We start from the raw sequence: 13,352 nt of genomic DNA on the forward strand, positions 1-13,352 counted from the left end.
TCTCCTTCGGACTGAGGGTGGACGTGTCGGTGCGGGCGGGGGCCCGCGTCAGTAGGGGTGCGCCTCGGCCGGCCAGCGCAGCTCGACGCCGGATCGGACGAGCTCGTCCTGGTAGTCGGCGAGCAGGTCTGCCTTCGACTGGACGGCGTGCGGCGTGCGGCCGGTCACGAGGCAGTGGGCCGCGAGGTGGCCGGCGGCCTCGCCGATGTTCCACTCCACGGGGTGCAGGCGGTAGCAGCCGTTGGTGACGTGCGTCGTGCCGATGTTCTTGTTGGCCGCGAGCAGGTTGGTCACGCGCTGCGGGAGCAGCGCGCCGAGCGGGATCTCGAACGGCGTCGACGCGACGTCGATGTACGTGTCTCCGCCCGTCGAGGGGTGCAGGTCGATGCGGTACATGCCGACGCCGACGGAGTCGTCGTACCGCGTCGCGCCCCGGTCGCCGCGCACGGCGTACGAGACGTCGTTCTCGGTCACCGTCGTCACGGCGCGCAGGCGGCGGGACTCGCGGTGGTAGGCCGCCTGGGCGAGGCCGTCGGCCGAGCCCATGACGTCGGGCCGCAGGCGCAGGCCCGGGAACCCGGTCCCGCCGTCGGGGCGGGGCGCCTCGGTCTGCATCCAGTAGAGCATCGAGAGGCTGAGCTGCCGGGCGTCCGCGAGCCGCGCCTCCTCCACGTCGCGCGGCACGTCGAGCACGGGCGCGAGGAAGTAGTCGATGCTCGGCCAGTTCACGAGGCAGAGGTCGCTCGCGTAGTGGCCTGGCGAGAAGAGGTCGCGCGCCGCGATGCGCCGGAACGTCCACAGGTTGCCGTCGCCGGGGTTCTTCGACTGGTCGGCGTCGACGGCGCGCGCGTCGTCGCCCGGGTTCGGCGTGAAGGACCGCACGTCCATCGCGAGCGTGCGCGGGTTGGGCGCCTCCCACGACAGCATGCGCCGCCCGTTCCACGGCCCCGGGGTGTACGTGCTCCAGAAGTCGTACCGCTCGGGACGGTCGATCGTGTGGTCGCCGTCGACGTGCTCGACGGCGAAGCACACGCTCAGCGCCTGCACGTTGTCCGGCTGCGCCTCGTCCGGCGCGCTCGGCTCCCCGGTCTCGCGGTTCGACTCGAACCCGGTCACGTACTCGGTCCCCGTGAGGGGCAGGAGCTCGCCCGTCTCGGTGGCGTCGACGACGAACGCCGCGTGGACGGTGACGCTCTCGCCGACCGCCCCTGCCGCACCGGCCGCACCGGCCGCGCCGTCGGTGACCCGGGTGAGCGTCACCGAGGTGACGCGGTCGCCGTCGGTCGTGGCCGCCGTCGGGCGCACGCGCTCGAGGAGGCGGATCCGGCCCGCGGACCGCCACGGGGCGAGCATCTCCTCGAGCACCCCGACCGCGACGCGCGGCTCGTGGCACAGCTTGGAGACCCAGCCCGCGCCGGGGTTGAGGGCGTCCCACGTGCGCGCGGCGTCGGTGAGCGGGTAGGAGCGGCGGTAGACGTCGCGGATGCCGTCACGCAGCGCGCGGTAGCGCGCGGTCACGCCGAACCGCTCGACCCACGCGCTCTCGTCCGGCGGCACCGCCTGCGACGTGAGCTGCCCGCCGATCCACGGGTGCTCCTCGGTGAGGACGACGCGGGCGCCTCGTTCGGCCGCGGCGAGCGCGGCGGCGACGCCGCCGAGCCCGCCACCGACGACGAGGACGTCTGCCTGGAGGTCTGGATGGGTCACGCTGGGTTCCGTTTCTCTGGTGCTCTGGAGCGGGGTTCTGGGGCTGGAGGACGTTCAGACGCCGGGGAGGTGCGCAGGGACCGGTGGCGCGGCGACGGTCTCGCCGTCGACGTCGACGCACTCGAGGAGCTGGTGCAGCTCGTCCTCGGGGACCCGGGCGGCGCGCGCGGCCTTGCGGTCGGAGCGGCCCGAGCCGGACTCGGCGACGAGGCGCGAGAGCAGGACGAGGGCGCGCGCCCCCATCTCCTCGCGCGGGATCGAGAACCCGGACCACCGGCGCCCGCCCGGGCGACCGTGGTGGGGCTGGCCCAGGAGGAGGAAGGAGACGTCGTCGGGCACGCGGACCCCGCGCCTCTCGAGCTCGTCGACGAGCTCCTCGGGGTAGTTCTCCGGGGCGACGACGACGGCCGTGAGGCGCTGGTCGACGATCTCCGCGGCCGTGGCCGGCACGTCGTCGAGCTCGACGAAGCGCACCGTGAGCCCGTGCGCCTTCATCGTGGCGCGGTAGGCGTCCACGCGGTCGAGCGTCGGCTGGTCGGTGCCGCGCGGCCCGACGTAGCCGATGCGCTCGTGGCCGAGCTCGACGAGACGCTCGACCTGGCGCGCCGTCGCCGCGACGTAGTCGGCGCCCACGTAGGGCAGGCGGCCGCCGTCGCTGCCGCGCTTGCCGATGAAGACGAACGGGTAGTTCGTGTCGAGCAGGTGCTGGAGCTCGCCGCGGTCCTCGTGCTGGCCGAGCAGCAGGCAGCCGTCGGCGATCCCGAGGCGCTGCCACCCGTCGCGCGTGAGGCGGCGGCGGCCGTCGACGACGCGCGCGCTCGTGAAGAGCAGGATGTCGATGCCGAGCTTCTCGGCCGCGTGCTCGATCCCCACGAGGAACGGGCCGTAGAAGTCGCGACCTGCGCGCGGGAACGTCGCCTCGTAGGTGAAGACGCCGAGGATCTGGTTGTGCCCGCCCGCGAGGCGCTGCGCCACGGGGTTCGCCGAGTAGCCGGTGATGCGGATTGCGTCGAGCACGCGCTGGCGGGTCTCCTCGCTGATCCGCACCCCGGCGGGCGTGCTGTCGTTCAGCACGAACGAGACCGTCGCCTGGCTGACGCCGGCCATGGCGGCGACGTCGGCCTGGGTGATGCGGTGCCTCGGCATGGATCCTCCTCGATCACGTCGTCGATGACGTGCGAGGAGTCTCGCCAGAGCGGAGCGCCCGGGTCAACGCGGTAATACGCATTATTACTTCGCGAACGCTGGCACTCCGGGCCTCGGTACGCCGCCGGTGATCCGCATAATCGGCGACTCGACGGCCGCGTCCGCCCCGGTGGGCACGTGCCGGAGGATGCACGACGGGCCCAGGGACGCACTCCGAGGTGCGTCCCTGGGCCCGCTGCGCCGCGCTCGTCGGCCGCGCTACCCGCAGGTCAGCGCGTCGTAGGCCGACGACGTCGAGCCGCGCGCGACGCCGTCCGCGCCGGCGACCTCGACCCTCGCCTCCCCGGCGACGACCGACGTCGCGCGCGTCGCGAAGGACTGGTAGGCGCTGCGCCCGGGCTCGACGTCCGCCACGGTGCGCTCGCCGAACGGCGTCACGAGCCGGACCGTCGCCGCGGCGTCGCCCTCGTTGCGTGCCGCCACCGCTACGTACGCGCGGCCCGCGAGGCAGCGCGTCACGGTCTGCACGTCGACGGCGGGGCCGGCGTCGTCGCACGCTGCCGCCTCCTCGGCGGTCGGGGTCCACCGGAACCAGTCGAACGACGCGACGATCTCCGGCGGCGTCGCCGAGCCGCGCATCGCGAACGGCCCGACGCCCGTCGCGCCGAGCGCCGCGACGTCCACCGTGCGGCCCCACGGCGCGAACTCGACGCCGTCGACCGACACCGAGGCCTGCACGGCGGTCCCGTCGCTCGCGAGGCGCAACCAGAAGGTGTCCCCGAGGCCAGCCGGCGGGACGACCGAGTCGAAGCCCGTGTTGCGGTCGGTGCCGTTCTGGCGCCAGATGAACTCGACGCGCGGCCCGAGCGAGCCGTGCACGAGGTCGAGCTTCGCGTAGTTCGCGTCGTCGCGGTACAGGAGCAGACCGCCCTGCTGGAAGCGCTCGGTCGGGGAGACGGAGACGGCCGTCGTGACCTCCCACGGCCCGGCGGGCACGGCCTGGAGCGGCAGCGCGGCGCCCGCGACGCCGGTCGGGTACGCCGGGATGCGCAGCGCGCCGTCGGCGAGCTCGTGCCGAGCGGTGCCCGCGCGGACGACGGACCACCTCGCCGGGTCGAGCGTCGCGCCGTCGAACTCGTCGGACGCGGCGCCGCTGCACTGCTCGCGCAGCGGGTCGGGATCCTGGCCGGGCTCGGGAGGCCGGACGGCGTCGGGGTCGCGCTGCGCCCACGCGATCGTCGCCCCCAGCCGGTCGCCGGACTCGTAGAAGAGGTACGTCTCGTCGCCGTCGGTCACGATCTCGGGCGCGGCGACCCGGCCCGTGTCGTCGCCCACGCCGCTGGCCTTGTGCAGCTCCCACCGCGGCCCGACCTGGGTCATCGTCGGGTCGAGCGTGCGAGCGAACGTGATGCCCGTGGAGCCGTGGTAGACCACGTAGAGCTGGCCCTCCCACTCCCACAGGTTGCCGCCGGACACGTTCGTGCCGGTCGCGGCGTCGGGCACGACGAGCGGGTCAGGTCGGACGTCCCAGGCCCTGCCGTCGACCGACTCGGCCACCTTGATGCGCCGGATGTTGTCGGTCCGGTTCTGCATGTACGTCATCGCGAAGCGGTAGCCGGACGCCGGGTCCGGGTGCTCGACGACGCGGGCGTACGACGTCTCGGTGGTCCCCGCACCGCCGTCGGCGTTGGTGACCGCGACCCCGGAGTCGTCGAACGTGACACCGTCGGGCGACGTCGCCCAGCGGGTCGTGGAGTTCTCGCCGTGGAAGTAGAGGAGCACCTGGCCCGCCTCGTCGTCCCACAGCACGTCCGGCGACGACACGTGCGAGACGCGCTCGTAGAAGGGCAGCCACTCGTTCGCGACGATCGGGTTGTGCGCGTACTCCGTCCACGGGCCCTCGAGCGAGTCGGCGTACATGAGCGAGATGCCGCCCGGGGAGTCGTGCGGGGCGTAGTAGAGGTACCACTCCCCCAGCGGCTCGTCGAGGTACGCGCCCGCGTGGAAGACGCTCGGGAAGATGAACTCGTCCGTCGGGTTGTAGGTCATCGACTCCTTGTCGGTGATCACGCCGCGGTACTCGAACACCGGGAGGTCGGACGCGGACGGAGCGTCGGCCGCTGCCGCGCTCACCGTCGCGGGGACGACGGCTGCCGGCGTCGTGGCCACGGCCGGGGCGACCGCGCCGGCTGCCACCACCACCGCCAGGGCGGCGACCGCCGCCGTCGCGACGCCGCGTCTGCGGCGGGGTGCTGCTGCTCGGGTTCTCACAGGGGACCTCCATCGGTTCCTCACCGGCGGCCTCGTCGCCGACCGGGCGCCGCGCGCGCGGCGGCGGCTGGTGGCAGTCTCGCCGCACCGGCCCTGCGCGGGTCAAAGGGATGATGCGCATTATTAGCGTGGCCCGAGGGTTCTCGGGGCGGCGCTAGAGTCGTCCCGACCCGACATCGATGTCCGACATCAGACTTATGCGCACCCCGGAGGATCGCCACCGTGCCGCTCTTCGACCTGCCCCTCGCCGAGCTCGAGGCCTATACGCCCGCGCTCGACGAGCCCGCCGACCTCGACGCGTTCTGGGCGCGCACCCTCGACGGGTCCCGCGCGGCCGGTGGCGACCTCGCCGAGACCGTCCGGCTCGAGCGCGTGGACGCCGGCCTGGAGACGGTCGTGGTCGACGACGTCACGTTCCCGGGCTTCGACGGCCAGCCGGTCAAGGGCTGGCTCGTCCGGCCGGCCGCGGCCGAGGGCGCCGTCGCCGCGGGCGACGCCGCACCGCTCCCGGCCGTCGTCGAGTACCTGGGGTACGGGGGCGGGCGGGGCCTGCCGCACGAGCACCTGGTGTGGGCGAGCGCGGGCTACGCGCACCTCGTCGTCGACACGCGCGGCCAGGGCAGCGGCTGGGGCGCCGGAGGCGACACGCCCGACCCGGTCGGGTCCGGCCCGGCCGCCCCCGGCTTCCTGACCCGCGGCATCCTCGACCCGCACGAGCACTACTACCGCCGCGTCATCACCGACGCCGTGCGGGCGGTCGACGCCGTGCGGACCATCGACGGGATCGACCCCGCGCGCGTCGCCGTGACCGGGGTGAGCCAGGGCGGGGGCCTGACCATCGCCGTCGCCGGCCTCACCGAGGGGCTCGTCGCCGCGATGCCCGACGTCCCGTTCCTCACCCACTACCGTCGCGCCGTCGAAATCACCGACCGTCCGCCCTACTCGGAGATCACGCGCTACCTCGCCGTCCACCGCGAGCACGAGGACGCCGTCTTCCGCACCCTCTCCTACCTCGACGGCGCGAGCCTCGCCCGCCGCGCGACCGCCCCCGGCCTGTTCTCCGTCGCCCTCATGGACCCGGTCTGCCCGCCGTCCACGGTGTACGCGGCCTACAACGGCTGGGCCGCCGGCTCGGGTGCTGGGGACGTCGCACGCGCGATCGACGTCTACCGCTTCAACGAGCACGAGGGCGGCCAGGCCTACCGCTTCGCCCGCCAGCTCGCCTGGCTCCGCGAGCACACCCGCTAGCCCGGCCGGGAGAGCGAACGACCTGGGCCGCCACCAGTAGACCCCCGGGAGCACGAGGGAGAACCCCGGCCTGCCGAAGGAGAACCGTGGCCGCGCGAGGTAGAACCACGGTCGCGCGAGGTAGAACCGTGGTCGCGCGAAGTAGAACCCTGGTCCTGCCCGGCGGCGGCTGGCCGCGCGCCGCAGTCGGGTCGCCCGATGCGATGCGGTGCGGTGCGGAAGGACCCGACACCGCGGGCACTCGCCCGGGTGAGCGACGACCAGGGCGAGACACCGTAGGGCGGGGTGGGTGGTGGTGCCGCGTCGTGGCGGGCCTGGCGGATGGTAGACGCGGCACCACCACCCACCCCGACCACCCAGGGCGACCACACGCCGTCGGGCACACGAACCACGGTTCTCCCTCGCGCGACCGGGATCGCTCTCGGCGGGCGGGCTCGTCAGTGCGCGACGACCCGCGCACCGGCCGCAGGGGCGGTGGTGCACCAGACGGTGTCGCACGCGTCGTTCGCCGTCCACGACGCGGCGATCGCGAGCGCGTGCTGTCGGCTGCGCGCGAGGGCGGCGACGGTCGGGCCGGATCCGGAGACGATCGCGCCGAGCGCGCCGGCCTCGGTCGCGACGTCGATCGTCCGCTGGAGCTCGGGGCGCAGGGTGAGCGCGGGGCCCTGGAGGTCGTTGCGGAGCACCTGCCCGAGCCCGACGGCATCGCCCGCGCGCAGCGCCTGCATGAGCGCGGTGTCGTCGGCGAGGTCGAGCTCGGCCGGGCCGCCGACGGTCGCGTCGAACGTGCGGTACACCTCGGGCGTGGAGAGCCCCTCCGCCTGGACGGCGAAGACCCAGTGGAACTCGCCGCGCGTCATCGCGGGCGTGAGCACGTCGCCCCGCCCCGTCCCGACGGCGGTGTGGCCCACGAGCCCGAACGCGACGTCGGCCCCGAGCCCCGCGGCGAGTCGGACGAGGTCGGCGCGGGGCACGCCGGCCTCCCAGAGCGTGTCGCACGCGACGAGGGCGGCCGCGGCGTCGGCGGAACCGCCCGCCATGCCGCCCGCGACGGGGACCTCCTTGTGGATCTCCAGGCGCACGTCCGGGTCGACGCCCACGTGCTCGGCGAGCGCGACGGCGGCCCGCCACGCGAGGTTCGTCTCGTCGGTCGGCACCACGTCGGCCTGCAGGCCGGTCACGCTGAGCGAGACGCCCGAGCCCGGCGGGACCTGGTGGGCGACGACGTCCTCGCTGAGCCCGACCGCCTGGAAGATCGTCACGAGCGGGTGGTAGCCGTCGTCCTGGAGCGCCCCCACCCGCAACGAGAGGTTGACCTTGCCGGGTGCGCGCACGCGGACGGACGGGGGTGGCGCGAGGGCGATGCTCGGCGGTCGCGGGGGTGTCACGCGTCCACTGTGCCAGGTCGTCCGGTGCGACGCTCCGCGGGTGCCGCGCCGCGGGCGGGACGCTCGTCGAGGCTGTCCCGCAGGACGAGCTGCTCGGCGACGCGCGCGAACGCCGCGACGTCGAGCACCTCGCCGCGCGCCTGCGGGTCGACGTCGGCCGCCTCGAGCACCTCGGCGGCCACGCTCGCGGAGCCCGCGAGGCCGGACAGCGCGGAGCGCAGCATCTTGCGCCGCTGCGCGAAGGCCGCGTCGACGACCGCGAAAACCTGCTCGCGCGTCGCGGTCGTCGCCGGCGGCTCGCGCCGGTCGAGCGCGACGAGCGCGGAGTCCACGTTCGGCACCGGCCAGAACACGCTGCGGCCGATCGTCCCCGCGCGGCGGGCGTCGGCGTACCAGGCGGCCTTGACCGACGGGACCCCGTACGTGCGCGACCCGGGCGGGGCGGCGAGCCGGTCCGCGACCTCGGCCTGCACCATGACGAGCACGCGCTCGAGCGAGTTGAACCGCTCGAGGAACGTGAGCAGCACGGGCACCGCGACGTTGTACGGGAGGTTGGCGACGAGCGCCGTCGGCGGCTCGCCGGGCAGGGTCGTCACCTCCAGCGCGTCCGCGCCGACGACCTCGAGCCGGTCGCCGAGGTCGGGGACGTGCCGGGCGACCGTCGTGGGGAGCTGCTTCGCGAGCACCGGGTCGATCTCGACCGCGACGACGCTCGCCCCGGCCTCCAGGAGTCCGAGGGTGAGCGAGCCGAGCCCCGGGCCGACCTCGACCACGCGCTCCCCCGACCGCACGTCCGCGGCGCGCACGATCTTGCGGACGGTGCCGCCGTCGTGCACGAAGTTCTGGCCCAGAGTCTTGGTGGGGCGGACGCCGAGGCGGCCCGCCAGGTCACGGATCTCGGCCGGACCCAGCAGGGCGCCGCGGGTGTCGCTCATGACAGCCAAGCCTACCGACCGGGACACCCGGGGGTCGGACGCCGCGGGGACGACGAAGGGCGGGGCGCCGTGCGCCCCGCCCTCCGCGGTGCGGCCGTCGGGCGGCCGTGAGTCCTGCTAGCCGGTCAGAGAAGACCCAGCTTGGCCGCGCACGCGGGCCACTGGCCCCAGCCCGAGCGGGCCTGGAGCGCCTGGGCGCGCTGCGTCTGCTCGGCGGCCGAGGCCTCCGACGGGAGGCCGGAGCCGCCCATGGCACGCCACGTGGACGCGGAGAACTGGTAGAGGCCGTAGTAGCCGTTGCCCGTGTTCGTCGCGGGGTTGCCACCGGACTCGCACTGCGCGAGCGCACCCCAGACGCCGCCGGGGGCGGAGCCAAGGTTCGCGGCCGGCGCGGACGAGCCGCCCGACGACGAGGAGGACGACGACGAGCGCTGCTGCGTCTCGGCCTTCGGCTGCGGCTTGGGGCGCTCCTTGGTGCCCTGCACGAGGATCTTGTTCACCGGGGGCGTGGTGACGCCCTCGGAGACGAGCTCGCGCGACTCCTCGGCGCCGTCGACCGTCGTGACGCGGTGCACGGTCGTGTGGACGCCCTCGACGCCCTCCTGCTTCACGACCGGGTCGAGGTCCTTGAACCGGTTGGCGTCCTCCTCGGTGACCGTCTCGAACGGGACGGCCTTCTCGGTGGGCACCTCCTCGACCTTCACGCGCTGAACGACGAGCGAGACCGGTGCGGCGTCCGCCGCGGCCTCGGCGTCCTCGGTCGCGGCGGCGGTGGCGGTGGCGTCGGCGGGTGCTGCCTCGGCAGCGGCGTCGGCCTGGGCCGCGGCGATCTGGTCCGACTTCTCCACGTGGACGCGGTCGAGCTCGCCGAGCTGGATGCCCTGCTGGTCGAGGATCGCGTCGATGCCGATGCCGCCGTCGGGCGCGACCTTCGTCTCGCCGTCCGCGACGACGTTCACGGGGCCGTCCGCGTCGAGGCGGATCGGGAGGGACGCGCGCTCGCCGGAGCGCGACGCCACGAGGCGCACGTCGCTGCCGCGCGTGGCGAGGGTCGTCAGGGCCTCGTCCGCGTCGAGCGCGGTGAGCCAGACGGAGGACTGGGAGCCGTCGACCTGGACGGGCACCTCGCGCCCGTAGCGCACGACGACGTCGCCACCGCCGCGCAGGGCCGAGTCGACGTCGGGTACGACGAGGTCGCGGTCGCCGACGGCGACATCCTGCTCGGCGAGCAGGCCCTCGACGGACCCGGCGAAGGTCGTGACGGTGGTGATCTGGCCGTCGACGTCGAGCTGGACGGTCTTGCGCGCGTTGCCGTAGGCGACGGCGCCGGTCGCGAGCAGGACGACGGCGGTGGCGCCGGCCACGAGGGGCCAGCGGCGGCGACGACGGGCGGTGGCCGCGGGGCTCTGGGGGCTCTCCGCGGGGCCGTCGGTGGTCTCGAAGGGGGTCAGGGTGGTGGTGTCGGCGCTCTCGTGTGCGCCGGCCGCGTCAGCGGTCCGGTGGAAGGGGTTCTTCACTCGGGTCCAGTCGTCGGGGGTCCCGGGCACGGGTGCTCGACGGCGCGTGGGCACCACCCGCGGTCCGCGGCGGACGTGCGTCCTCCGCGGCGGGCGCACACGTGCGTCCGCGAGTCTCGAGCGGCCGATCCGGCTGCCGGCGCCACCCCGGCGCCCCTTCCCCAGGGCCCGACGACGGCGCACCGCCCGCGTGGTCCGGGCACCTCTCCCGCGGTCCGGAAAGGACCGTGGCAGCGTGCCGTTCACGCGCGAGCGACGTTCGACCGTAACCGATCCGTTATCGAAGTCCAACCCCCAGGCCGCTAGACTGGGAGGTTCTGTCCGGATTTCAGCGCCTATGTCACCGGCGCCTCCACGCGCTTCTCACCCGGTGTCACCGTCGGCGTCACGCGCGGGGCCGCCCCTCCCCGAGCCCGATCCCGGGCGCCCGGAGCCCGCAGACCCGGATCGCGCGGCACGGGCCCCGAGCCGCGCCAGCGTCTCGGCGAGCTCCGGCGGGTCCAGGACCGTGAGGTCGACGTCGAGGCCCAGCAGGAACCCGGCGAGCTGGGCGAGCGACGTCCCCCCGGTCTCGAGCACGCACGCGTCCGGGCCGTCGTCGACGAGCACCCCCGCCTCTGGCGCGAGCCGCTCCGCCGCGACGCTCGCCGGCGCGTGCAGCCGCACGCGGGCGGGGTGCGCCCACGCGATCGACCCCACTCCGCGGACCACGTAGGCGACCGCGTCGCCGCCCGGCACGGGGCGAGGCGTGAAGCGGGGTCCGACGGGCGTGCGGAGGCGCAGCCGGTCGAGGCGGAAGGTCCGCCAGTCGTCGCGGCCCAGGTCAAACGCCAGCAGGTACCACCGCCGGCCCACGTGCACGAGCCGGTACGGCTCGACCGCCCGGGACGTCGTCGTCCCGTCGTGGGCCCGGTACTCGAGGCGCAGACCGGTCCGCGCCGCGACCGCGCCGGCGATGTCGGAGAGCACCCGCGCGTCGACCGCCGGACCACCCACCGGCGCGCTCGCGACCGCGGCGCGCAGCGCGTCCGCCCGGGCGCGCAGCCGGGCGGGCAGCACGGTGTCGAGCTTGACGAGCGCGCGGCGAGCGGCGTCCTCGACCCCCGTGATCGACCCCGTGGCGGCGGCCCGCAGCGACACCGCGACGACGGCCGCCTCCTCGTCGTCCAGCAGGAGCGGCGGGAGCGCTGCCCCCGACCCGAGCCGGTAGCCGCCCGCCGTACCCGGCGCCGACCGCACCTCGTACCCGAGGATCCGCAGCCGCTCCACGTCGTTGCGGACCGTGCGGGTCGTGACGCCGAGCCGCTCCGCCAGGTCGGGGCCCGACCACGTCGGCCGCGACGGGAGGAGCGCGAGCAGGCGCAGGAGTCGCACGGAGGTGTCGAGCACGGATCCCATCCTGCCCCACCCTGCGGAACCGCACGTTCCGCAGGGAGTCCTACTGTCGTGGTGTCGGTCCCGCCGGGTCGACGACCGCGGTCACCGGGCAGGATCCCGGGGACGACGACGAGGGAGACGAGCATGCTGCGAGGGATGGCGACGCTGAACCTGTGGGCCGACGACCTGGAGGCCGCGTCCGCGTGGTACGCGGAGGTCCTCGGGACGGACCCCTACTACGTCGTGCCGGGCGGGTACGTGGAGTTCAGGATCGGTGACCGCCAGGACGAGCTCGGCATCATCGCCCGGTCGTGGTCTCCCCACCCGCAGCCGGAGACCCCGGGGGGCGCGATCGTGAACTGGCACGTCGACGACGTGCGCGACGCGTTCGCCCGGCTGCTCGCGCTCGGCGCGACCGAGTACGAGGGCGTCGTCGAGCGCGGGGAGGGTACGGGCTTCGTCACGGCGTCCGTGGTCGACCCGTTCGGCAACGTGCTCGGGATCATGCAGAACCCGCACTACCTGGAGATGCTCGAGGCCTAGCGTGCCGCGGCGCCCGCGGACCCCGGGCGCCGCACCGGCCTCAGTACCAGCCCTTGGCCACCGAGTGGGACCACGCCGAGCACGGCGTGCCGTACCGGCCCTCGATGTACCCGAGGCCCCACGTGATCTGGGTCGCCGGGTTGGTGCGCCAGTCGTCCCCGGCGCTCGACATCTTCGACCCGGGAAGCGCCTGCGGGATCCCGTACGCGCTCGAGCTCGGGTTGTCGGCGTCGACGCGCCAGTTGCTCTCCTTGGTCCAGAGCTTGTCGAGGCAGACGAACTGGTCGTCGCCCCAACCGCGCTGGGCCGCGAGCGAACGGCCGATCGCCCGGGCCGAGCCCGGGTCCACCGAGACGGAGATGTCCATCGTCCCGATCTTGATGATCTCGTCGCGCGGCTCCGTCGTGACCGTGCGCGTGAGGACCGTGCGCGAGACCTCGGCGCCGCCGAGCGTCTGGACGGCGTACGTCGTGGTCGCCTCGCCCACGCGGCCGGACTGGACGACGACCCGGTGGCCCTTCGGCAGGTTCGGGTCCTCGACCTCCTCCGTGGCGAAGGGCAGCACCTCGGTGACGGTCGTCGCCGACGCGGCGGCCCGGCTCACGAGGACGAGCATCCCGTCGACCGCGGCAGCGTCGAGGGGCGCGGACGTGCTGTCGCCCTCGGCGAGCACGATGCCCGCCGTCGCGAGGACGCCGCGCACCGTGGGCTCCGCCGTCGTGATGGGCATGACCGCGCCGTCGACGGCGACGTGCACGGTCTTGAGCGTGGAGACCCGGATCGGGTCGCGGCCCAGCGCCTGCGTGCGCGAGACCTCGGTCACGGCGCCTTCGGCGCGCGGCCCGAGGTAGGTGAGGAGCTCCCCGACGGTGCGCGCGGTCGTCGAGATCGTCTGGACCTGGCCGTCGATCTCGATCGTCACGTCGTGGCTCGACCGGACGACGATCGTGCTGCCGTCGCGCGCGGGGTCCGCCAGGCCTGGCTCGACGAGGTCCTCCGCGCCGACCGCGACGTCCTGGTAGTCGAGCACCTCGGCGACCGTGCGCCCGTACGCGGAGACCTCGTGCAGCTCGCCGTCCACGTCGAGGGTGACGCTCTTCTGGAGCGAGGCGAAGGCACCCGTGACGACCACCAGGCTCGCGACGACGACGCCCTGGGCCGCCAGCCGTTGCAGGCGCCGGCGACCGGTTCCGTCAGGTGCGAGCACGCGCGCGGTCCCT

At 74.6% G+C, this 13,352-nt stretch carries 10 protein-coding genes; 2 read left to right on the top strand and 8 right to left on the bottom strand.

Translation table 11 applies throughout. From position 1 onward, the window contains the following. Positions 1-48: 48 nt before the first annotated feature. The 3 genes from ACFVN3_RS14970 to ACFVN3_RS14980 form a co-directional block, all read right to left on the bottom strand. Complete coding sequence (locus ACFVN3_RS14970; RefSeq protein ID WP_378233697.1) at positions 49-1,707, bottom strand: FAD-dependent oxidoreductase; 1,659 nt, start codon at positions 1,705-1,707, stop codon at positions 49-51. 54 nt (positions 1,708-1,761) lie between these two features. Further along, positions 1,762-2,853 (bottom strand): LacI family DNA-binding transcriptional regulator, encoded by a 1,092-nt coding sequence (locus ACFVN3_RS14975; RefSeq protein ID WP_378233698.1) that lies wholly within the window; start codon positions 2,851-2,853, stop codon positions 1,762-1,764. A gap of 258 nt (positions 2,854-3,111) precedes the next feature. Then, a complete protein-coding gene (locus ACFVN3_RS14980) occupies positions 3,112-5,124 on the bottom strand; it encodes a DUF1349 domain-containing protein (protein ID WP_378233699.1) in 2,013 nt (670 codons plus the stop codon). A gap of 222 nt (positions 5,125-5,346) precedes the next feature. On the opposite strand from ACFVN3_RS14980, the gene ACFVN3_RS14985 reads away from it, so the two are divergent. Further along, a complete protein-coding gene (locus ACFVN3_RS14985; protein WP_378233700.1) occupies positions 5,347-6,372 on the top strand; it encodes an acetylxylan esterase in 1,026 nt (341 codons plus the stop codon). A gap of 437 nt (positions 6,373-6,809) precedes the next feature. On the opposite strand, the gene ACFVN3_RS14990 is transcribed toward ACFVN3_RS14985, so the two are convergent. From ACFVN3_RS14990 to ACFVN3_RS15005, 4 genes are all read right to left on the bottom strand, one after another. After that, on the bottom strand, positions 6,810-7,760 hold the full coding sequence (locus ACFVN3_RS14990; RefSeq protein WP_378233701.1) for a 4-(cytidine 5'-diphospho)-2-C-methyl-D-erythritol kinase: 951 nt from the start codon (positions 7,758-7,760) through the stop codon (positions 6,810-6,812). After that, positions 7,757-8,695: a 16S rRNA (adenine(1518)-N(6)/adenine(1519)-N(6))-dimethyltransferase RsmA gene (gene rsmA, locus ACFVN3_RS14995; RefSeq protein WP_378233702.1), complete on the bottom strand. Its 939-nt coding sequence runs from the start codon at positions 8,693-8,695 to the stop codon at positions 7,757-7,759. The genes ACFVN3_RS14990 and rsmA overlap by 4 nt, the downstream gene beginning before the upstream one ends. A gap of 125 nt (positions 8,696-8,820) precedes the next feature. Then, positions 8,821-10,242: a transglycosylase family protein gene (locus ACFVN3_RS15000; RefSeq protein ID WP_378233703.1), complete on the bottom strand. Its 1,422-nt coding sequence runs from the start codon at positions 10,240-10,242 to the stop codon at positions 8,821-8,823. Positions 10,243-10,575: 333 nt separating this feature from the next. Next, positions 10,576-11,601: a helix-turn-helix transcriptional regulator gene (locus ACFVN3_RS15005; protein ID WP_378233705.1), complete on the bottom strand. Its 1,026-nt coding sequence runs from the start codon at positions 11,599-11,601 to the stop codon at positions 10,576-10,578. 144 nt (positions 11,602-11,745) lie between these two features. Between ACFVN3_RS15005 and ACFVN3_RS15010 the strand changes: the two genes are divergently transcribed. Then, on the top strand, positions 11,746-12,132 hold the full coding sequence (locus ACFVN3_RS15010) for a VOC family protein (RefSeq protein WP_378233707.1): 387 nt from the start codon (positions 11,746-11,748) through the stop codon (positions 12,130-12,132). A gap of 40 nt (positions 12,133-12,172) precedes the next feature. Here ACFVN3_RS15010 and ACFVN3_RS15015 read toward each other — a convergent pair whose 3' ends face one another. Further along, entirely contained in the window at positions 12,173-13,339 is a 1,167-nt protein-coding gene (locus ACFVN3_RS15015) for a ubiquitin-like domain-containing protein (protein WP_378233708.1), read from the bottom strand. Positions 13,340-13,352: the final 13 nt, after the last annotated feature.

The sequence above is a fragment of the Cellulosimicrobium sp. NPDC057862 genome, from assembly GCF_042797035.1.
In the GTDB taxonomy this organism is placed as follows: domain Bacteria; phylum Actinomycetota; class Actinomycetes; order Actinomycetales; family Cellulomonadaceae; genus Cellulosimicrobium.